The organism is Pseudoalteromonas sp. SCSIO 43210 (assembly GCF_054133285.1).
Genome location: NZ_CP087225.1, coordinates 4,357,787 through 4,380,088 on the forward strand (window position 1 = coordinate 4,357,787; position 22,302 = coordinate 4,380,088).

Below are 22,302 nucleotides of genomic sequence, written 5' to 3' on the forward strand. Positions count from 1 at the left end.
TTATTATGGAGTATTTAAAATGATAGCAAAAAATATATTTTTGCTTGGTGCCATGGCGTTTATATTAAGCGCCTGTGGTGGCTCAGAAGACACCACTGCACCAGAAGCTTCACCAAGTTCGAGTAACGAAGCAACACCTCAGCCTATTTCAAGTAACCTCAACTTAACGGGAGTTACTGCTAGTAATCAATCGACCAAATTTAAAGTTTCAGGTGTTTCGACGTCAAGTAGAGCATTTGTTAGCGATGTAGTTGCTAATTCACAGGCTGATATTATATTTGCGCAAAAAAATGAAGTTGTGCAAGGTAATGTAACGTTTTCACTTGCGGTTTCAGATCCCGATGGTATTGCTACAGTAAGCTTGGTATTACCAAGTGTAGATAAAAGCATCGCACTTTGTTCTGAACTATGTGGCTTAAGCTTTGAACAATCAATTATCGGCTTTAACCCTTATTTTTATGGTGAAAAAGCGGGCGATCTTCGTTTAGAAATATGGATAACCGATAATTTAAATAACCAAGTACTTGCTGACGCGACTACATTTAGCTGGCAACCCCATCAAATTGAAGGCGTTACGGCGCAGCGTAATGATCAAAGTATTGATCTTTCATGGCAAGCCAATTCAGACCTCAATCGCTATAACGTTTATTTAGCAACTCAAGCTGGTGTGACTCCTGAAAATATTAATACGCTCGAAAATGGGCAACAATTTCTAAGCTTATCCAATTCAGCTTTTAGCTTTGATGGATCGCTTGTTGATAAAAGCTATCAAATACTGATCACTGGCATTGATGGCAGTGGCGAAAGTGGTTTTGCTGAAGCAATAAATATAGCCCCTATTGGTGGAGAACTAAATTTTGCCCCGAATGCGCAACCCGATCAATTTCAAATTAATGAAGATGAAAGCCTACAAGGCAATGTAGTTGCTAATGATACCGATCAATATATGGGTGAATTGCGCATAAATTTAGATGCGCTAGTGCAACCACAGCACGGTACGTTAAATATAAATGAGTCTGGTGAGTTTAATTACACGCCAACGGCCAATTTTAATGGTGAAGATGCTTTTAGCTATCAAGTGGTTAATGAGCTTGATATGACAGACATCGCTGTTGTTGAAATTGTTGTTAATCCGATAAATGATGCACCTATTGCACTTGATAACAGCTATAGCATTCCACTTGATGGTAATTTGAATATTGCATCACCTGGCTTACTTGCCAATGATAGTGATATTGATTTAGATAGCTTAACGGTTGATACCTCACCTATCACTGAACCAGAAAAAGGACGTTTGACTTTACGCGCAGATGGTAGCTTTGAATACCTTGGTGAAGTAGATATGCGCGGGGAGGATAGCTTTCAATATCGTATTGTTGATAGTCAAGGTGAGCAAGCTATTGCCAATGTAGTTATCATCGGCGTAGCTGAAAATATGCCACCGATTGCGACTAACGATAGTTATAGTTTAAGTGAAGACAGTACATTAGTTGTTGAAGCTATTGCTGGTTTACTTAAAAATGATACAGATCCTAATAATGACAACTTTTTTGTTGATGAAAACTTTATTGTTGCGCCTGTTCATGGCCAATTATTACTTGCAACTGATGGTAGCTTTACTTATATACCCGATGCTAATTTTTTTGGTGTAGATCAGTTTCAATATCAAATAATTGACTCTCAAGGTGCTACAGCTCAAGCCAGCGTAACGTTAACAATTAATAGTGAAGCTGATAATCCGATTGCCCAAAATGATGAGTATTTATTCAGACCGAATAAGTTGCTTGAAGTTAACGTTGAAAGCGGCCTGCTAGTTAATGACATTAATATTGAAAGCGGTGATCTTTATGTTAATACCGTACCGGTTGTGGCTGTAAAAAATGGCGAGCTTAATCTTAATACTGATGGCTCTTTTACTTATCAACCGAATCAAAATTTTGTAGGTGTTGATAGCTTTACTTATTTAGTTTCAAATGAACAAGGCCTTGCGGCGAGTGCTCAAGTAATATTAAGTAAAAGTGGTGTGAATACTTTGCCAAGTGCAAATAATGATACCTTTACACTAAATGAAGATAGTCCAGCGACGTTACTTGATGTACTGGCTAACGATAACGACTTAGATGGCGATGTAATTAGTATATCTCGTATTGAAAACACGATTGGCCAAGCTGTTATTGTCGATAAAAAAATAGAATTTACACCACCAGTCAATTTTAATGGTGATATAACGCTAACTTATAGTATTACTGATGGAAACACCTTAGAAAGCACCAATGCTAATGATACAACCGCAACAGTAACTATCACGGTTATCCCAGTAAACGATGCGCCTATTGCAAACGCAGATACAGCAACAATGGCCGAAGATGCCGCCCCACTACTAATTAATGTGCTCGCCAATGACACCGATATTGACGGAGATACCTTAACAATCACCTCTGCAGCTACTGACTTAGGGTCGGTATTAATTATTGGTAATCAACTTCAATATACACCTGCTATAAATAGTTATGGCGCAGCAACCGTTTTATATTCTGTAAGTGATGAAAACCAAGGCACTGCCTCGGCAAATTTGTCGATTACAATCACAGCTGTAAACGATGCGCCCATTGCAAATGCTGATACAGCAACAATGGCCGAAGATGCCGCCCCGCTATTAATTAATGTGCTCGCCAATGACACCGATATTGACGGAGATACCTTAACAATTACCTCAGCGACCGCCGACTTAGGATCGGTATTCATTATTGGCAATCAACTGCAATATACACCCGCTGTAAATAGTAATGGCGTGGCAGCCGTTTTATATTCTGTAAGTGATGGAAACCAAGGCACTGCCTCGGCAAATTTGTCGATTACAATCACAGCTGTAAACGATGCACCTACTGCATCAAATCAAACATTTAGTGTTAGTGAAAATTCGACAGACGGTGACGTTGTCGGCACCATTGTTGCCAGCGACATTGAAAACGAAAATTTAAGCTACACACTGGTCAGTGGCGATATAGGTTTGTTTAACATTAACAGCAGCTCAGGCCTATTAACAGCAAACGGCCCGAGCCCTTTTAATTATGAAAATGCGACTCAGCATTTGATAACAGTAGCCGTTACCGACGATGGTACTCCTAATGAAACAACTTCTATTAATATTACTGTTAATGTAACTAATGCTGACGACTACCTTATACCTGTCGAAAGTGAAACTTTTGGACGCCCTGTGACTGGTGAGTTAGAGCTGTCTAGTGTTTTTTCAAACGGTGAATTTAACGACAGTATTGAGTTAAATAATAATCTTTATTTTGTTGGGTTTAGTCAAAACACAGACCAAGATATTGTCATTGCTTCATATACTAATAATGGTGCGGCCAATAATGCGTTCGATGAAGATGGCATAAAAATACTGGATTTAGGGCACGATGAAAAAGCAACGGCCATAATTTCAGGTGGCGGTGACTTGTTTATCGCCTTTTCTAGTTTTGATGGTACCAACACCGAAGCATGTTTATTAAAAATGAGCGTTACAGGCGTGATAAGCAACACCTCAGGTGACAATAATTCAGGTATTCACTGTACTAAAATGGCAAGTACGCTGGTTATTAATGATCTTGAATTTAGCGACAATAAAATTCAAGCTGTTGGCAAACAGTTTAATGGTAATGACGATGATAGTTTATGGATAAAATATGACATTTCGACATTAGCTTACGAAGCGTCTAGCCCTAAAATTAAAGATGTAAGTGGTCAACAACGCGATGATGAAGCATTTGCCATTAAAAACTTTAATGGTTCTGATCTTATGGTTGTGGGGAGTGTTACCAGTGCAAACGGTGATAAAGATGCATTAATCCGTTACCTTATTTCAGATGGTGAAAATAACGGTAATTTTAATGATTATAATGCACTTAGCATCGATTTATCTGGGAATAACACCGACGATGAACTCTTTGCACTTGGCGGTTTAAATACAGCTGATTTTACCGCCTTTGTTGGCGGATATACCACTCGCCATTCAGGTGAAAAAGAAGCTGTTGTTCTCGCTATTGATAAAAAAGGCGATTTGGTAACGAGTATAGGTAATCATGGTATTGCCGTTTATGACATTGATGGTAATACAGGTGCTGGCAATGGTGGTGCTGAAATTACTGGCGTAAAATATGAACCTATAAATAATCAAATTACTTTATCGGGCACAACGGGGAAAGGTGAGACTGAAAAGCTGTTTTCTACGCGTATTTTAGCAACCGATGGGGCACTTGATGACACCTACGGCATTAATATTATTTCGGATATTAACGGTAAACAAATAGCTAATGCTGCAACAATAGATTTAAACGATACGCTTTGGGTATCAGGCATCAGCGATGATTCAAGTAGTCAGCCATTTATTGTAGCAATAGACAATCACGCGGCATTGTTTACTGGCTTAGCAGGGTCAGGTTACCTTACATTGAGCAACTTAGGGACTGACTCTAATGATCAATCAAAGCAGGTGATACAGCTTAGCCATGGCACCCATGCTGGTAAATATATTATCGCATCAACAGCTCAGCAAGGCTCCGTAATTAAACTAGTATTAACGCGCCTGACCGTAGCCGGGCTGTTAGACACTAGCTTTAGTGAAAGTGGGCACAGGCAAATTGCAATCGACTTAAGTACATCTAATTTTGCGTTAATTGAGCAAAATGATGGCAAACTTATTATCGCGGGTTCGCGTAAAACTGAAAATAATGAAGAAGGTTTTGTAGCAAGAGTAGATCAAAATGGTTATTTTGATACAGACTTTGCAACAGAAGGGATTTACGCCACTACAGCCGTAACGACGCAGAAGCTCAATCTAACTGACGCAGCACTGGATAGCGATAACGATATTATTGCCGTAGGCTCGTTAACAGTGGCAGATACACCGAGCTCATTTGTTATGAAGTTAACGCCAGAAGGCTCACTGGAGAGCGACTTTGGTAACAATGGTAAAATTATTGGAACCGCTTTCCAATCCTATAAAACTGTTTACATTGATAATAGCGATAAAATTTTTATTGGCGGAAAAGTTGTTTCGGGTTCTGATTCTCAGATACTAGCAGTAAAGCTAAGTGTTGATGGTGAACGCGAATTTAGCTATATAGACTCTGTAATGAGTTTAGATAACGACGATAGAATAGTTAAAATATTTGCTGATACCTTAAATAATCTGTATTTAATTGGTAATGAAACGAATACGCCAAACCAAGCTGTCATTGTTAAATTATCATCAGCAGGAATAAAAGAGACTAGTTTTGCTGAAGGTGGAGCTGGCCAGTACATACTAACGCAAACCGGTGACACTAAGGTAAAAGATGCCGCGCTTGATAGCATGGGTAACATTGTACTAAGTGGTATGGGTAATAATAAAGGTGTGTTAGCGCGCATTTTAAGTAATGGTGTATTAGATGGCACATTTGGCCACAACGGTGTTGGTTTTTACAAGGCCGAGCAATGTGCAAATGAACAAATATTTACATCAATGATTTTACAAAGTGATACCCAAGTTATTGTTAGCAGCACCTGTAATAACGGCACTTCTAATAATATAAGTGCATCTAAGTTCAATTTTTATGTTGATGGAGTTACACCTTAATTTATGAGAGTTGAACTTTTTGGTGTTAGGGGCTCAATGCCCTCAACAGGAAAACATACGCACATTTTTGGTGGTAACACATCTTGCGTATATATAGAGCAGAAAAATGGGAAATCCCTTATTTTAGACTCAGGTACAGGTATTGTTGAACTAGGTAAACGTTTAGTGGTAAAAGCGGAACCTATCGCTATATTACTGACACATAATCATTGGGATCATATTCAGGGTTTCCCCTTTTTCACCCCTATTTATCAATCTAACCAAAATATAACAATAGTGGCTGGAAATGTAGATGACGAAGAAAGTAAAGATGCCATACTAAAACAAATGAGTGGCTCTCAATTTCCGGTTAAATACCAAGAGTTACCTGCAAATATTACGCTAAATACGACATTGTCGGCTAAAAAAACATTTAGCCTTAATAGTTTTTCAATTTCGACTGCGCCGCTTAATCACCCCGATGGCGGTACTGCGTATTGTATTAACGCTGACGGCAAGAAAGTAGCGTATGTTACTGATAATGAATTAAACCCCCCAGAAGATCTAAGAACCGATATCAACGAGTGGATTAACTTTATTAAAGGCGCTGATTTACTGATCCATGACGCACAATTTATAGATATCGACTTACCACTTAAGCATGGTTGGGGACACAGCACGATTAATCAAGTTGCCGATCTCGCCGTAAAGGCGAACATCAAAAACATTGTTATTATCAGCCACGACCCTGCAAGAAGCGATGATGAACTTCTAGCAATAGAAAACTCATTGCAAGCTAAATACGGTGACAAGTTACTGATAGAATGCGGCCGAGAAGGACGAGTTTTTGATTTTTAATCTATCAAGGATAAACGCCCATTAGATCTTTAAAGCCTATAATTTCCAGGCATTTTTTTATTGGTGCCGTTATAACTTTATTTATTGCATCAATAGAGTTATTTGCGACAGGAACATTAGCCAAATTAGTTAATCGTGTGGAAGGCATCATTTATGATTCTCGGCTCTTATTAACAACACCTGCAACACCTAGACATATCGACGAATCAGTAGTTATTATCGATATTGATGAAAAAAGTATGCGAGAGCAAGGTCGATTTCCTTGGAGTAGATCTAAAATAGCTGATCTTGTAACAAAACTCACCGATGCAGGTGTTATTGTTATCGCTTTTGATATATTTTTTGCCGAGCCTGAAGTAAATCCAGTTACACAAATCATTTCTGAAATACCTAACTTATCAAAGCAATATAGCTTACCACTTGCCAAAATTAAACAGCAAGTAGACGCCGATACCAAGTTTGCTAACGCACTTGCTAAAAATGATACCGCCCTTGGGTTTTTACTAACCGATGACCAACTTGCAGCCCACAGTCCACCCAAAAAAAGCAGCGTTTTATGGCAAAATGCTGAACATGCGAACTCACAAATAAGTGAGTTTTCGGGGGCTATTGTAAATATCCCACAATTACAAAATGCCGCTGCTGGTATTGGTTTTATAAATGCGCATAGCGACAACGATGGCTTTATCCGCAGAGCCGCTCTTATTAATCGGGTCGGTGATAAACTTTATCCCTCTTTAGCACTTGAAGTGGCTCGACTGTATGTCCTTGCTAATAAAATTGAAACGCGCTCAAATATTTTAGATGGTATTACTTTGTTTGAAGGAATTAAGTTTCAAGATAAATGGATTCAGACAGATGAGCACGGCCAAATACTCATTCCCTATAAAGGCCGAGCACATAGCTTCCCTTATTATTCAGCAACCGATGTGCTGATGCAAAGAGTTGGCTCTGATGAACTAGAAGGAACAGTTGCCTTTATTGGTACTTCAGCTGTGGGCTTAGCTGACCTAAGGTCAACCCCAGTTGGTATGCAATATCCTGGTGTTGAAGTGCATGCCAATATATTTGAAGGACTGATGCACCCAGAGATACTGCCAGCCAAGCCCAACTGGTCTTTAGGTGCGAGCCTATTTATTATTGCGCTAACGGGTGTCGTTTTATCACTTTTTAGCCACGGCAGAAGTGCCCGATTTATTATTTTTCTTTCGTTAACTATTACGGTAGCTGTTATATCATTTAACGTGTATTTATGGTCAGTACAAAAAATTAGTTTGCCATTATTAATGCCACTCTTACTCATAATATTATTAGCTGGTTATTACATTATTGTTGGCTCTATCGCCGAGATGCACCACAGCCGAAAAATTAAATCTATGTTCAATCAATATGTCCCCCCTGCGCGTATTGAACAACTTATAAAACAAGGCAATGAGCTATCTCAAAGCAGTGAAAAAAGAAACATGACAGTATTATTTGCTGATATTCGCAGTTTCACCTCATTATCTGAAAACATGACTGCGCATCAATTAAGCGAGTACTTAAACCAATACCTTACTTCAATAACGCAAATAATATTTGATCATAACGGGACTATCGATAAATACGTTGGTGATATGGTGATGGCGTTTTGGAATGCTCCATTAAAAGATGAAAACCATGCACAAAACGGCGTTGAAGCAGCAATGGCTATGATTAACGGACTGACTCTCATTAATAAATTATTTGCCGAACAAAAACTACCTGCGGTCAAAATTGGTATAGGCTTAAGTACCGGTGATATGAATGTGGGCGATATGGGATCCGTTTATCGTAAAGCTTATACCGTACTAGGTGATACAGTTAATTTAGGTGCAAGAATTGAAAACTTGACCAAGTTTTACGGCGTAGCTATTCTAGTAGCTGAAGAAACAATGAATGCATGTCCACATATAACGTTTCGCTTGATAGATAAAGTGCAGGTCGTTGGAAAAACGACCGCAACGCAGCTATTTGAGCCCATTGGCTTAACAAATAAATTAGATACAAAACAATTCGCTGAAATAAAAAAATCATTTATCGCCATGACCCATTTTTATAATAAAGATTGGCCGCAAGCACTAAGTTTATTTACTGAATTACAAAGTACTACACTGTTTAGTTCGCATGTGTACGGTGTTTTTATCAAACGAATTCAAAATACTGATTTACAAGCACTCGCAAAGGATTGGAATGGTGCCTTTATTCATACCAAAAAGTAGTGGAAATATGCCGCAGCACATCAAAGATAAAATAAACCTGCATCACTTTATTGATATCAGCGTTAGGTTAACAACCGAAAAAGATTCGAGTAAATTACTCGATGATATACTGCAAGTAATTATGTCTATAGCTAATTCAGATGCTGGGACTATTTATTCGATTACAGATAACAAACAACTTAAGTTTGAAACGGTTATTAATGAATCATTGGATCTGTATTTAGGCGGTCGTTTAGGTAAGCCTGTTGATTTTCCTAATATAGATCTTTTTATCGACGGAAAAGAAAATAAAACAGCGATTGTTGCTCATGCGGTTAATTCTGGGGAAGTTATTAATATTCCTGATGTTTATGCTGCACTGCCTTTTGATATGAGCGCAGCTCGCGCTATGGATGCTCGTACAGGTTATCGTACCCAGTCAATGTTAACTATTCCCTTAAAAGATCATGCTGATGATATTATTGGCGTTATCCAGCTTATCAATGTAAAAGACGACGAAAATAATAATATTCCTTTTAGTGAGGAGCTTGTTACGCTAGTTCGTTCTTTCGCCTCTTTAGGTGCTATTTCGTTAACAAACTCTGCATTAATTAAAGATATGGAAGAGTTGTTTGCAACTTTTGCTGAGGCTATTGCCATGGCGATAGATGAAAAGTCACCTCATACAGGAGGTCATTGCAAACGAGTACCCGCATTAACATTGATGCTTGCCGATGCTGTTCATCTAATAGATAAAGGCCCACTTGCTACATTTAAAATGAGTGATGCAGAGCGCCATGAGTTAGATATTGCAGGATGGCTACATGATTGTGGAAAAATTGCGACTCCCGACCACGTCATGGAAAAATCAACAAAGTTAGAAACTATTTTTGATCGAATCAAATTTATCGATGCAAAATTTGAAATAATTAGCAGAGATTTAAAAATAGCGTATCAGCAGAAAATAATCTCTGCGATGAAAAAAAATAAGCCAATTGAAGTACTCCAATTTGAACGATTGCTTGATACCGAACTGAAACAACTCGCATTAGATCGTGCATTATTACAACGCGTGAACGTTGGCGGAGAGTTTTTAGGTGAGGAAGAACAGGCGCATATCCAAAGAATATCAACCCAATATCAATTAAAAATTAATGGCGAAAAAATCCCATTACTGTCTGATAATGAAGTTGAAAACTTAATGATTCGGCGTGGTACGCTTACTCAAGGTGAACGTGACATTATGAAGCGCCACATGGATATAACTAAGAATATTTTAGATATCTTACCGTTTCCAAAGCATTTAAGTAATGTATCTGAGTATGCTCTAGGGCATCATGAAAAACTTGACGGTACAGGCTATCCTCGCGGATTAACAAAAGAACAAATGTCAGTACCTGCTAGATTAATGGCTATCGCTGATATTTTTGAAGCTCTTTCGGCTGTAGACCGACCATACAAAAAAGCAAAACCAGTAAGTGAATGTTTGCATATTTTAGGCTCTATGGTTAATCAGAACCATCTTGATGCAGACATTTTTGCAGTATTTATTGAATCCGAAGTGTATAAACATTACATCAATGAATATGCAAAACCTGAGCAGCTAGATGAAGTCGACCTCGATAACCTTCCCGGTTACTCACCTATCCGTTGATCTATTTATTACAAAAGCTGGTTTGTGTGATTTAAATAACACAGACCAGTTTGTAATAAAATTAAAAATCCTCACTCGTTATACCAATTCGCTTATATAGAGTCTATTTAACGTTAAGAAAATCACGCTATAACTAGGCAAAAATTTATTATCCAAAGATCTGATTATTGAATGCTTAATTTAAAATTCTCTACCAGTTATTTTGCTAAAATTAACCTTTTTAAATTTTGAACAAAAAAATGCCACCTTACGGTGGCATTTACACACGGGGTTATTTCTACTTATAGAAATCCTTTTACTTTTTATTAGTTTTTGTCTTATTTTTTTAACAAAAAATATACTGCCAAAGGTAGCATTTAGTGCCTTGTGTGGCAACAGTAAAGGATAAAGATCATATATCTGCCACATTACTGTAATAAAAAATTGATTATAAAGATTTACGTTTACAATCACTTGTACCCATATTGACAATATAGCTGTTAGTTTGTTTTTTGCCCATAAATTAAGCGTTATAAGCAAATAAACCGCGTAAATAAGACGTTATTAAATTTTAATACACACGTACTTTTCTTCTAAGTACTCATCAAGCCCTTGATGGCCGCCTTCACGCCCTAAACCTGATTGTTTAACGCCACCAAATGGCGCTACTGGATTTGATATAACACCTTCATTTACGCCGATCATACCAAATTCAAGCCCTTCACTAATTCGGTAGACTTGCTTAATGTTTTGGCTGTAAAAATAAGCTGCTAGACCAAATGGTACATCGTTGGCAAGTGCAAGCACTTCACTTTCTTCATCAAAAGGAATAACCATTAATACTGGCCCAAATACCTCTTCGTGGTAAATATCCATGTCAGTGGTTACATTATTCACTATTAATGGGTTTTGAAAGCTGCCACCTAAGTCACTATTATCGCCAATCAGCGTCGCGCCTTTATCGAGTGCGTCTTGTACTAACTGCTGCACTTTCTCTTTGGCTTTAGGGTAAATGAGTGGGCCAATATCAACATCGTCCTCAAAACCATTTGCCACTTTTAACCCTGCAACCTTAGGCGTGATTTTTGACAGTACTTTGTCGATAATATTACGTTGTATAAAAATACGGTTTGCAGCAACACATGCCTGCCCACTATTTCTAAATTTAGCCGCCATTAGCCCTTCAACAGCTTCATCTAAATCTGCATTATCAAAAATGATAAAAGGCGCATTGCCGCCAAGCTCCATTGAAGTACGCTTGATTGTGCTTGCACACTGCGATAGTAATTGCTTACCTACACCGGTAGAGCCAGTAAATGTAAACTTACGCACAACGTCTGAGTCGGTTAACATTTTGCCTACTGTTTTGGCATCTTGTGAAACCAGTACATTAAATGCACCTTTAACAAAACCAGCTTGATCGGCCAGATAAGCAAGTGCGATAGCGCATAGTGGCGTATGTTCAGAAGGTTTAAGTATAAAGCTACAGCCCGCAGCGTAAGCTGGCGCTACTTTACGAGTAACCATAGCAACAGGGAAGTTCCATGGCGTAATACCAGCTACAACACCTACAGGCTGCTTAAAGCTAGTTAAACGATGCGAGTCATCTGTTGGCGGAATTACATCTCCGTAACTACGTTTGGCTTCTTCTGCAAACCATTTGATAAAACCTGCACCGTAGTTAATTTCGCCAAGGGATTCTTTGAGCGGCTTGCCTTGCTCTTTAGTCATCAGCTCTGCGAGTGTTTGCTTGTGCTTTATAACTAGCTCATACCAGCGCATCAAGGTTTCACTTCGCTCAGTCGCATTCGTCTCTTTTAACTTAACAAAAGCCCATTGAGCTGCGGTTATTGCGCTATTTACACCCTGCTCGTCAATATCGCTTACTTCAACAATACTTTTTTCGGTAGCGGGATCGTTAACACTAAAGCGCGTGTCAGTTTTATAAAATCCGCCGTTAATAAATGAGTCTGAGAAAATAAGATTACTCAAAATAAACCTCCAAAATTACGTTTTAAGTTCGTCACGCCAGCAAGCTGTGCGTCTACAACATAAATATATAATTTAAACTTTGCTGTAGACGTTGAGCTTGCTCACGTGAGAAGCGCAGCTTCTATATTTTTGCCCTTGAGCTAAAACACATCACGCCAGCAAGCTGTGCGTCTACAAAATAAATATATAATTTTAAATTTGCTGTAGGCGTTGAGCTTGCTCACGTGAGAAGCGCAGCTTCTATATTTTTACTCTTGAGCCAAAACACATCACGCCAGCAAGCTGTGCGTCTAAAAAATAAATATATAATTTTAAATTTGCTGTAGACGTTGAGCTTGCTCTCGTGAGAAGCGCAGCTTCTATATTTTTGCCGTTGAGCTAAAACACATCACGCCAGCAAGCTGTGCGTCTACAAAATAAATATATAATTTTAAATTTGCTGTAGACGTTGAGCTTGCTCTCGTGAGAAGCGCAGCTTCTATATTTATAACTTAGAGTTAAAACACATCACGCAAGCAAGCTGTGCGTCTACAAAATAAATATATAATTTAAAATTTGCTGTAGACGTTGAGCTTGCTCACGTGAGAAGCGCAGCTTCTATATTTTTGCCCTTGAGCTAAAACACATCACGCCAGCAAGCTGTGCGTCTACAAAATAACTTACGAGATTTGCTCGTCACGCCAGCAAGCTTTGCGTCTACAAATAACATACGAGCTTTGCTCGTCACGCCTGCAATTCACAAACAAAAAAGCCGCTGTATCAAACAGCGGCTTTTAATATATACATCGTTAAAAACTAGTGCTCTTCATTAACGATATTGAGATTGTACTTAGGTATTTCAACCACTAGGTCTTCATCTCTTATAATTGCTTGGCAACCAAGGCGCGATTCAGGCTCTAAACCCCATGCTTTATCTAGCATGTCATCTTCTAGCTCATCACTTTCGTCAAGTGAATCAAATCCTTCACGAATCACTAAGTGGCACGTAGTACATGCACACGACTTTTCACAGGCATGCGCAATGCTAATACCATTTTTAAGCGCAGCGTCGAGTACCGTTTGGCCTGTTGGTGCTTCAATTGCAGCGCCGTCAGGACATAATTCAGGATGTGGAAGAAAAACAATTTGTGGCATTCTAATCTCTCTTAAATGTTGTCTACTGACTGCCCTGTAAGGGCCTTTTTAATTGATGCATCCATTCTGCGCGATGCAAAATCGCTACTCGCATTATCGACTTTTTCGATAGCTGCTTTAATCTCGCCAGGCTCTTGTGCATTTTCGCGCACTTTTACTAGTTCTGCAATTTCAGCGCGTAAGTTTGCTAGTTGCGTATCGTCTAGTAATGATCCATCGCTTGCAAGTGATGCATTAAGCGCTTCAATTACGCGCAGTGCTTCTACTTGTTGCTCTTTAAGCATACGCGCTTGCATATCGCCTTTAGCGTTACTCATTGACTCTTTTAGCATATTAGCTACTTGGTCATCAGATAAACCAAACGACGGTTTAACCTGAATCTCAGCTTGTACGCCTGTTGATTTTTCCATAGCTGAAACACTTAATAGACCATCGGCATCAACTTTGAAGGTAACACGAATATGCGCAGCGCCTGCCGCCATTGGTGGAATACCTTTTAAGCTAAACTTAGCAAGCGATCGACAATCATCAACAAGCTCACGCTCACCTTGCAGCACATGTAGTGACATAGCGGTTTGGCCGTCTTTAAACGTTGTAAATTCTTGTGCGCGTGCTACCGGAATTGTCGTGTTACGTGGGATGATTTTTTCAACCAAACCACCCATCGTTTCAAGGCCCAGTGATAACGGTAATACATCAAGCAATAACATGTCAGAATCGGGCTTATTGCCAATTAACACGTCGGCTTGAAGCGCGGCACCTAAGGCTACAACACGATCAGGATCGATTGAAGTTAGCGGCTCTTTATCAAAAAAACTTTGTACTTGGCTACGTACTAATGGCATACGGGTTGAGCCGCCTACCATAATAACTTGCAGTATTTCTTCGTTTTCTATGCCAGCATCTTTTACAGCACGACGACACGAACGCAGTGTTTTTTTAACCAGCGGCATAGCCATTTCGTCAAACGTTTCGCGCGTTACTTCTACTGTGTATTTTTGATCGTCAAACTCAAGACCCACGTTTACTTTAGCGTATTGGCTTAATGCTTCTTTACACGCTTTTGCTTTATTGATGAATAAACGTAAAACTGAAGACGATAACGCCGACACACCAGTTTGCTGCTTAAAGTAATCAACAAGGAGCGAGTCAAAGTCATCGCCGCCGAGGCTAGAGTCGCCACCGGTTGCCATTACTTCAAACACACCTTGGTGTAATCTAAGTACTGATATATCAAATGTACCACCGCCTAAATCGTAAACAGCAATAATGCCTTCTTGGCCAGAATCTAAACCATAGGCAACGGCTGCTGCTGTTGGCTCGTTTAATAAACGCAGTACGTTAATACCAGCAAGTTCTGCGGCATCTTTAGTACTTTGGCGCTGTGCGTCATCAAAGTACGCAGGTACTGTAATTACCGCCCCTAAAATTTCTTGGTTGCCAAAACTTTGCTCAGCTCGTGCTTTTAGTGCAGCTAAAATATGGCTTGATGCTTTAATTGGACTGATTTTACCTGCCGCAGTTTCTATTGCTAACGCACCATTGTGCTCACAAAATTCATACGGTAGTTGCCCATAACTTTGCTCTATTTCAGCCTGAGTTTTACCTAAAAAACGCTTAACCGAAATAAGTGTATTAGCAGGGTCTTGCGTTGCTGCTTGAGCAGCCTCTGCGCCAACAGTAATACCGCCTGCTTGATAACGAACAACCGACGGTAACATAGCCGCGCCAAGATCATCAGTTAACGTGCGGGCTTCGCCACTTTGCACTGTTGCAACTAATGAATTGGTTGTACCAAGGTCAATACCAATCGCTAGTTTATGTTCGTGTGGTGCCGCGCTCTGCCCCGGCTCAGCAATTTGCAATAATGCCATAATGCTCTTTAAACTCGTGTTGCTCGCTTTGCAGCAAGTAATTAATCGTCAAATAAACTGTCTTCAATACGCTCTAGTTCGTCACGTAACTTATAAACAAACTTCAGTTTACGAATATTATCAGCGGCAAGTTGATATTGCTGCTCATCGTTACTTGCGAGTTGATCGGCAAGTTGTGCACTGTACTGCGTGTTTAGTTGCTTAATTTGTTTTTCAAAATTTGCAATCGCAGTATCAGGATCGCTTGCTGATGTTAGCTCTTCAAGTTCTTCGCGAAGTTCCATTTGTTGCATTAAAAACATTGGATCTTGCAAGGTTTGCTGCTCTGCACGAATATCAACGCCTAGCTCGCTCAGCATATACTCGGCACGCTTTACTGGGTGCTTTAATATTTGCAACGCATCGTTAATTTCGGCGGCGCTTTGCACGGCCATTAACTTATCGCGGCTGCTCGCATTCGCGTGGCGATCTGGATGTACAGTACGCTGTAATTCCAAGTAGTGCTTGTTAACTGTTGCTAAATCAATATTGTAATCAACGGGGACTGCAAATAATTCAAAGTAACGCATAACTTCAACCAATAAAATTCAGAAATTAATTTCAAAAATAACAAAGCCCTACATTAACTGGCAGGGCTTATTGATACTACAAAGATATTTTAAGCTTAAACGGTAAAGCTTTCGCCACAACCACACTCATCTGCTTGATTAGGGTTTCTAAATTTAAACCCTTCATTTAAGCCTTCTTTAGTGTAGTCGAGCTCTGTGCCGTCAATGTAAACTAAGCTTTTAGCGTCAACAATTAATGTGACACCTTTAGCAGCAAAAGTTTCATCGTCTTCGTTTAAATCGTCAACAAACTCAAGTACATAAGCAAGACCTGAACAGCCCGTCGTTTTAATGCCAACGCGCAGGCCTAAACCTTTGCCGCGGTTTGCTAAAAATGATTGTACGCGGTTTGCTGCCGCATCTGTCAATGTCACTGCCATGAGTTTCTCTTCTTACTTCGCTTGTTTGCTTTTGTAGTCTGCAATTGCTGCTTGAATTGCGTCTTCGGCTAAAATTGAACAGTGAATTTTCACTGGTGGTAATTCAAGCTCTGCACTGATATCAGTGTTTTTAATTGTCGCTGCTTCGTCTAGCGTTTTGCCTTTAACCCACTCTGTTACAAGTGAAGAAGAAGCAATTGCGCTACCACAACCGTAGGTTTTGAATTTTGCATCTTCAATAACGCCTTCGGCAGATACTTTGATTTGCAATTTCATTACGTCACCACATGCTGGTGCGCCTACCATACCCGTTGCCACTGACGGATCGTTCTTATCTAGAGTACCTACGTTACGTGGGTTTTCTACGTGGTCGATTACTTTATCACTATAAGCCATTATTCTATCCTCATTACCTGCTAGGGTATGTGCTCACACTATTAGTGGTGAGCCCATTCAACTGAATCTAAATCAATACCTTCTTGATGCATCTCCCAAAGTGGAGACATCTCACGTAGGCGACCGATAGAGTTTTTCATTAATTCGACGGTGTAATCAATCTCTTCTTCGGTAGTAAAGCGACCAATACTAAAACGAATTGAGCTATGTGCTAATTCGTCGTTACGGCCAAGTGCACGCAGTACATAAGAAGGCTCTAAGCTTGCAGATGTACAGGCTGAACCTGACGATACTGCAATATCTTTTACTGCCATAAGTAACGACTCACCTTCAACAAAGTTAAAGCTGATGTTTACAATGCCAGGTACTGATTGGTCTTGTGTGCCGTTAAAGTATACTTCGTCCATATCAGCCATAATGCCGTCGATTAAACGATTACGTAAGGCGCTGATGTGTGCGTGATCTTTTTCGAAATCTTGCTTAGCAATTTTAAACGCAGTACCCATACCCACTAATTGGTGAGTTGCTAGTGTACCAGAGCGCATACCACGTTCATGTCCGCCACCGTGCATTTGCGCTTCAAGGCGAGCACGTGGTTTACGACGAACGTAAAGTGCACCAACACCTTTAGGGCCATACACTTTATGTGCAGAGAACGACATAAAATCAACTTTAAGCTGTTGCACGTCGATTAATACTTTGCCCGCGCTTTGCGCTGCATCTACGTGGAACATAATTTTACGTTCGCGACACATTTCGCCAATAGTCGCGATATCTTGAATCACACCTAGCTCGTTATTAACGTGCATAATGCTTACAAGTACTGTGTCGTCACGCATTGTGTCGGCAAGTTTTTGTAAATCAAGTAGGCCGTTTTCTTCAACGTCCATGTAAGTTACTTCAAAACCTTGGCGCTCAAGCTCACGACATGTGTCGATTACAGCTTTATGCTCAGTTTTAGCGGTAATAACGTGCTTACCTTTTTTCTTGTAAAACTGTGCTGCACCTTTAATAGCAAGGTTATTTGATTCTGTTGCACCCGATGTGAAAACAATTTCACGTGGGTCTGCATTAATTAAATCAGCAATATCTGTACGCGCTTGGTCAACAGCTTCTTCTGCTTGCCAACCAAAACGGTGTGAGCGTGACGCAGGATTACCAAACTTACCGTCCATTGTCAGGCACTGCATCATTTCTTTAGCAACACGTTCATCAACAGGCGTGGTCGCTGCGTAATCTAAATAAATCGGTAACTTCATTTCTCTCTCCGCTGCAGGTCAACCTTAAAGTTGACAGCTTACTTGAATGTTTTCCAACTGCTTAATTGCATTATTGATACTGTTATCTTGGCGCGATGCTATTTCTTTCACATCTGATTTTTCCACCAATTCAGCAAGGGTAATATTATTCAAAAATTCTTCTATGCGTGCGCTTAAGTCTGACCACAAGTTATGTGTTAAACAGCGCATACCACTTTGACAGCCGGTATCGGCACCTTGGCAACGTGTAGCATCGACCGATTCGTCTACGGCGCTAATAATATCGCCAACAGAGATAACGCCCGCTTCACGCCCTAGTAAATAACCACCACCAGGCCCACGAACAGAACTTACTAAGCCATTTTTACGTAAACGAGCAAATAATTGTTCAAGGTATGACAAAGAAATTTCTTGTCGCTGTGAAATATCAGCAAGGGCTACAGGACCTACACCTGTGTGCAGTGCAACATCCAGCATCGCTGTAACGGCATATCTGCCTTTTGATGTTAACTTCATAACGCCCCCTGCACAAAGAGTGCAAATTTTAATTACCAGAGTAAATTAGTCAAGTATTATCACTTGATAAAAATTTGATTTAAAACTCTTACTTATTAAATTGTAGAGTTAACAAATTTTTTAATACCTGACCTCTTTGGTCAAGTATTACAGCCATTGTAATTACCTGAGTATTTTAGTCAAGTATTAGCTAGTTATTTAACCACTGGTTTTTATAACTAATCGCTATACCTAAGTTACTTAACCTGAACTCTGGTCACTTAGGGATAGACTTATTAATTGAAGTGAGAATACCGCGTAGAATGTTCATCTCTGCATCTTCTGGACGAGCACGGTTAAATAAACGACGTAGTTTTGTCATTACAATACCTGGGTGCTGTTTTATGATGAAACCGGTGTTAAATAGTGTCTCTTCAAGGTGGTCATAAAACAACTCAGTTTGTTTTGAGCTTGGGTAAACAGTATCATCTTCTTCAACCTTTTTAGGTTGTTGATTTAAAAACGCCATACGCGTTTCGTAACACAGAGTTTGCACAGCCATCGCTAAATTAAGCGAGCTATATTCAGGATTCGCAGGGATGCATACATGGTAATTACAAAGCTGTAATTCATCGTTGCTTAAGCCACTATTTTCACGGCCAAATACCAATGCCACTGGGCCATTTATAGCTTCCGCAACTAGTTTTTCGCCACATTCACGAGGTTCAACCATAGGCCAAGAAAGCGTACGTGAACGTGCACTTGTCCCAATTGTTAATGCACAATCGGCAATAGCTTCTTCAACTGTACCAACAATAACAGCATTACCTAAAACATCACTAGCACCTGCAGACAAAGCACTCGCGTGGCTGTCTATTTCACATGCAGGGTCAACTAAATACAGTTTTGATAAACCCATGGTTTTCATGGCGCGAGCCGCCGAACCAATATTGCCTGAGTGTGATGTGTTAACTAAAACAACGCGAATATCATCTAAGATCATTGCTATGCTACTTACCTATGCCAAAAAATTGCGCGAATTCTAACACGAAAGTGTAATAAGATCCTAGATTCAAAAGGCGAGATCCTAAGATCTAGCCTAATATAAGGCATCTTACGTGAGTGAATTCTTGTCGCTGAATTTATGAGATAACAACTGTGATATTAAAGAACAAATGCTTACATATACTTTAACAACCATACGATCATATAAAATAAAACGACATAGTTTACAGATCTAATGGAAATGGTTATTAGACTCAGTACTGTAAACCAAATTCGTTAACAGCTAATTTTGAATATTTAATTTATTTTATCTAGAGGTAATTTAATCGCGGTGTGAAATTTGTAAGCGAGTAGGTTCGGTAACTCTGCTCCCGCATCTATATAAAAAGGAAAATTTCCCCGAGGACGAACTCAAAGGGCTGTGTATGTTTGGCATTCATGCTGCATTATCACCTATTTGTGCGGATAGCCCACACACCATGAAAAAACCAAATATACGGCTATAAATTTAATCTCTAAAAATAAACAAGCTCTAACAATTCCAAATATTTATTAATTCAATTTAAGTAAACTTATAGCTTATATCAAAGATAAACCTTTATAAAAACATATAAATAAAACGTAATCTGCTGTTATACTCTTTTTATTCAGAGAGGGTCTTATTCTAGTATGGTTACAATTAAACAAGTGGCTGCCCACGCTGGTGTTTCATTTAAAACAGTATCTCGTGTTGTAAATCATGATCCCACTGTCAAGGATGCTAACCGTGAAAAGATTCTTCGATCGATAAAAGAATTAGGTTATCGACCTAATCGCGCTGCAAGCTTAACACGACGTAAAAAATCAAATATTTACGCTATTATCGCAGATGAATTACTTAGTGTTCCTTATACGTTTGATATTATTCGTGGTGCCCAAGAAATTGCTTGGCAGAAAAATAAAGAACTATTGATCCTCAATGTTAACGAAACCCAAGCGAGTATAGATAGAGCGATTGAAAGTCTTTTAGAGTATCGTGTTGAAGGCGTTATATATTCAGCAATGTACCATCGCCAAGTTATTATCGCTGATGAATTAAAAAAAATACCCACTATTTTGGCCAACTGCTTTCCTGCTTCGAATAATTTCCCCTGTGTTGTACCTGATGAACAACAAGCAGGTGAAGATATTACCGACGCATTAATACGTAAAGGCTATCGTCGAATTGCTTTTTTAAACTTAAATGAAAATATAGTTGCTGCTAAAGGGCGAAAACAAGGCGTTATAAATTCATTTAAAAGGCATGGTTTACCATTAGAAGATTTGCTCATTGAATCGGTTATTATTAGCCAAGCAGACGGCAGTGAAATTTCTACCTCAAGAGAGTCAGCCGCGCGAGTGATAGACGAGTTTAAACCTGATGCCATTATATGTGGTCAAGATCCCATGGCGCTGGAAATTTACTTTGTAGTGCATGACAAAGGAATGGTCGTTGGTAAGGATATTGGTATTGCCAGTTTTGATGATTGGGGCAGTATTCCACAGTTATTACAACCGAACTTAACCACCATGGCACTTCCACATCTTGCAATGGGACGTTGGGCAATGGAGTATCTTATAGAGCAGCGCACTGACATTGTTCACCACCACTTAGCATTTAAATTGATTGCTCGCGATTCGTTTTAATAACGTCTTTTTTTAATGTGAAAAACGACAATACGATAAACACACTGATAACCAAACCCAAATACTGGTAGGCTAGCGCAAAGCCTAAATGATCATATACAACGCCTACCACGACAGCTAGAATTGACGCCATCAATTGAGTCGTAAATTGAAAGCCAATTATATAGATCATTGCTGAATAACGAGCGTCAAAATGCATGTTTATATATTTAAATAACGCAATCAGCATAAGTGGTAATTCAATTGCGTGTAACAATTTCAATACGCTAATACTGATAGAGTCACTAACAATCCCCGAGCAATATATTCGTACCGCCATCAATACTCCACTTAACAGCAACGAGTTTTTAACGCCTAAATAATTCACCCACTTTACAGCTAAATACAAAGCAGCAGCCTCAAGCATAACTTGCGCTGAAGTTAAATAGCCAAAAAACTCTCGACCTTGTTCTGGGGTGTCAAAAAAAGAAGTGTAATAAATAGCAAATTGCTGATCAAATACCGCATAGATACAACTTACACCGATCACAAATACACTTAAACGCCATAACCCCGTCGTTTTAAAAAATGACTTAAACTGTCGTGTAGAAGAAAAAGCCTGAGAAGGAACTCGCCCATGGTTACTTTTTGCGACTTTAACAAAAACTAATAAACCAATTAAACAGAGCGCTGCAATGCTTGATAACCAGTAATTTAAGTTGGGCGCTAAATTATAAGATAAACCTGCGAAATAGCTTGCTGCAGCCCAACCTAGAGATCCCCACATTCGCGCCTTACCAAATTCAAAATACGTGATTCGACTTTGTTTATCTATATAACTCTCAATTACTCCCACTCCAGCCAAAAATGCACATGAAAAAATCCCACCACCTAAGATAGCAGCCAGGTAAAACTGCGTTTGTAGCAGTGGTGCGTATACATAACTAACAAACGGGCCAATCAACATCATAAAAAATGCAATGAAGTAAAGCAGTGTTTTTTGTAAACCAAGTCTATCTTGAAAAATGCCATAGCAAGGCATCACGAGTAAAGCCATGATGGAATTAATACTAAAGATAACCCCGACTTTAGCACTGTTGAGGCCTACCTCTTGACTAAGCCAAATCGGAAATAATGAAAAAGAAAAAGACCATGCCATAAAATAGACAAAGAAAATGACACTTAATAGCCGATAATTGCTACTCATATATC

Annotated in this window: 15 protein-coding genes; 5 read left to right on the top strand and 10 right to left on the bottom strand. The window is 39.3% G+C overall.

Annotation, left to right across the window (positions count from 1 at the left end):
- Window positions 1-19 precede the first annotated feature (19 nt).
- The 4 genes from LOS73_RS19000 (at window position 20) to LOS73_RS19015 (ending at window position 10,324) form a co-directional block, all read left to right on the top strand.
- A complete protein-coding gene (locus LOS73_RS19000) occupies window positions 20-5,614 on the top strand; it encodes an Ig-like domain-containing protein (protein ID WP_457934143.1) in 5,595 nt (1,864 codons plus the stop codon).
- A gap of 36 nt (window positions 5,615-5,650) precedes the next feature.
- On the top strand, window positions 5,651-6,451 hold the full coding sequence (locus LOS73_RS19005) for an MBL fold metallo-hydrolase (protein WP_007376717.1): 801 nt from the start codon (window positions 5,651-5,653) through the stop codon (window positions 6,449-6,451).
- 137 nt (window positions 6,452-6,588) lie between these two features.
- Window positions 6,589-8,691 carry a CHASE2 domain-containing protein gene (locus tag LOS73_RS19010; RefSeq protein WP_237113682.1) on the top strand — a complete coding sequence of 701 codons (2,103 nt, stop codon included), beginning with the start codon at window positions 6,589-6,591 and terminating at the stop codon, window positions 8,689-8,691.
- Window positions 8,663-10,324, top strand: coding sequence for an HD-GYP domain-containing protein (locus LOS73_RS19015; protein ID WP_033038700.1), 1,662 nt, complete (start codon window positions 8,663-8,665; stop codon window positions 10,322-10,324). Before LOS73_RS19010 ends, LOS73_RS19015 begins: the two co-directional genes overlap by 29 nt.
- A gap of 543 nt (window positions 10,325-10,867) precedes the next feature.
- Here LOS73_RS19015 and LOS73_RS19020 read toward each other — a convergent pair.
- The 9 genes from LOS73_RS19020 to trmJ all read right to left on the bottom strand — a co-directional run bounded on the left by LOS73_RS19020 (window position 10,868) and on the right by trmJ (window position 19,444).
- Window positions 10,868-12,295: an NAD-dependent succinate-semialdehyde dehydrogenase gene (locus LOS73_RS19020; protein WP_457934144.1), complete on the bottom strand. Its 1,428-nt coding sequence runs from the start codon at window positions 12,293-12,295 to the stop codon at window positions 10,868-10,870.
- A 795-nt stretch (window positions 12,296-13,090) separates the two neighbouring features.
- Entirely contained in the window at window positions 13,091-13,429 is a 339-nt protein-coding gene (gene fdx, locus LOS73_RS19025; protein WP_007377671.1) for an ISC system 2Fe-2S type ferredoxin, read from the bottom strand.
- 11 nt (window positions 13,430-13,440) lie between these two features.
- Window positions 13,441-15,303: a Fe-S protein assembly chaperone HscA gene (hscA, locus tag LOS73_RS19030; RefSeq protein WP_149605107.1), complete on the bottom strand. Its 1,863-nt coding sequence runs from the start codon at window positions 15,301-15,303 to the stop codon at window positions 13,441-13,443.
- A 41-nt stretch (window positions 15,304-15,344) separates the two neighbouring features.
- Window positions 15,345-15,872: a co-chaperone HscB gene (hscB, locus tag LOS73_RS19035; RefSeq protein ID WP_033031194.1), complete on the bottom strand. Its 528-nt coding sequence runs from the start codon at window positions 15,870-15,872 to the stop codon at window positions 15,345-15,347.
- A 95-nt stretch (window positions 15,873-15,967) separates the two neighbouring features.
- Entirely contained in the window at window positions 15,968-16,291 is a 324-nt protein-coding gene (iscA, locus tag LOS73_RS19040) for an iron-sulfur cluster assembly protein IscA (RefSeq protein WP_007377674.1), read from the bottom strand.
- Between the two features lie 12 nt (window positions 16,292-16,303).
- Window positions 16,304-16,687, bottom strand: coding sequence for a Fe-S cluster assembly scaffold IscU (gene iscU / locus LOS73_RS19045; RefSeq protein WP_007377675.1), 384 nt, complete (start codon window positions 16,685-16,687; stop codon window positions 16,304-16,306).
- 41 nt (window positions 16,688-16,728) lie between these two features.
- Window positions 16,729-17,946 (bottom strand): IscS subfamily cysteine desulfurase, encoded by a 1,218-nt coding sequence (locus LOS73_RS19050; RefSeq protein WP_002958425.1) that lies wholly within the window; start codon window positions 17,944-17,946, stop codon window positions 16,729-16,731.
- A gap of 24 nt (window positions 17,947-17,970) precedes the next feature.
- The gene (gene iscR / locus LOS73_RS19055; RefSeq protein WP_002958424.1) at window positions 17,971-18,462 is read right to left on the bottom strand and encodes a Fe-S cluster assembly transcriptional regulator IscR; all 492 of its coding nucleotides are present in this window, start codon (window positions 18,460-18,462) and stop codon (window positions 17,971-17,973) included.
- Window positions 18,463-18,718: 256 nt separating this feature from the next.
- Entirely contained in the window at window positions 18,719-19,444 is a 726-nt protein-coding gene (gene trmJ / locus LOS73_RS19060) for a tRNA (cytosine(32)/uridine(32)-2'-O)-methyltransferase TrmJ (RefSeq protein ID WP_096792402.1), read from the bottom strand.
- 671 nt (window positions 19,445-20,115) lie between these two features.
- On the opposite strand from trmJ, the gene LOS73_RS19065 reads away from it, so the two are divergent.
- Entirely contained in the window at window positions 20,116-21,111 is a 996-nt protein-coding gene (locus LOS73_RS19065) for a LacI family DNA-binding transcriptional regulator (RefSeq protein WP_008136301.1), read from the top strand.
- Here LOS73_RS19065 and LOS73_RS19070 read toward each other — a convergent pair.
- On the bottom strand, window positions 21,083-22,297 hold the full coding sequence (locus tag LOS73_RS19070) for an oligosaccharide MFS transporter (protein WP_342866146.1): 1,215 nt from the start codon (window positions 22,295-22,297) through the stop codon (window positions 21,083-21,085). The genes LOS73_RS19065 and LOS73_RS19070 overlap by 29 nt on opposite strands.
- Between the last annotated feature and the right edge of the window lie 5 nt (window positions 22,298-22,302).

What these genes read in the sequence shown, in the direction of transcription:
- hscB (WP_033031194.1), bottom strand. Translation starts at nt 15,872, where the DNA reads ATGCGTTACTTTGAATTATTTGCAGTCCCCGTTGATTACAATATTGAT.
- LOS73_RS19050 (WP_002958425.1), bottom strand. Translation starts at nt 17,946, where the DNA reads ATGAAGTTACCGATTTATTTAGATTACGCAGCGACCACGCCTGTTGAT.
- LOS73_RS19005 (WP_007376717.1), top strand. Translation starts at nt 5,651, where the DNA reads ATGCCCTCAACAGGAAAACATACGCACATTTTTGGTGGTAACACATCT.
- LOS73_RS19065 (WP_008136301.1), top strand. Translation starts at nt 20,116, where the DNA reads ATGGTTACAATTAAACAAGTGGCTGCCCACGCTGGTGTTTCATTTAAA.
- iscR (WP_002958424.1), bottom strand. Translation starts at nt 18,462, where the DNA reads ATGAAGTTAACATCAAAAGGCAGATATGCCGTTACAGCGATGCTGGAT.
- LOS73_RS19015 (WP_033038700.1), top strand. Translation starts at nt 8,663, where the DNA reads ATGGTGCCTTTATTCATACCAAAAAGTAGTGGAAATATGCCGCAGCAC.
- iscA (WP_007377674.1), bottom strand. Translation starts at nt 16,291, where the DNA reads ATGGCAGTGACATTGACAGATGCGGCAGCAAACCGCGTACAATCATTT.
- iscU (WP_007377675.1), bottom strand. Translation starts at nt 16,687, where the DNA reads ATGGCTTATAGTGATAAAGTAATCGACCACGTAGAAAACCCACGTAAC.
- hscA (WP_149605107.1), bottom strand. Translation starts at nt 15,303, where the DNA reads ATGGCATTATTGCAAATTGCTGAGCCGGGGCAGAGCGCGGCACCACAC.
- trmJ (WP_096792402.1), bottom strand. Translation starts at nt 19,444, where the DNA reads ATGATCTTAGATGATATTCGCGTTGTTTTAGTTAACACATCACACTCA.
- LOS73_RS19000 (WP_457934143.1), top strand. Translation starts at nt 20, where the DNA reads ATGATAGCAAAAAATATATTTTTGCTTGGTGCCATGGCGTTTATATTA.
- fdx (WP_007377671.1), bottom strand. Translation starts at nt 13,429, where the DNA reads ATGCCACAAATTGTTTTTCTTCCACATCCTGAATTATGTCCTGACGGC.
- LOS73_RS19070 (WP_342866146.1), bottom strand. Translation starts at nt 22,297, where the DNA reads ATGAGTAGCAATTATCGGCTATTAAGTGTCATTTTCTTTGTCTATTTT.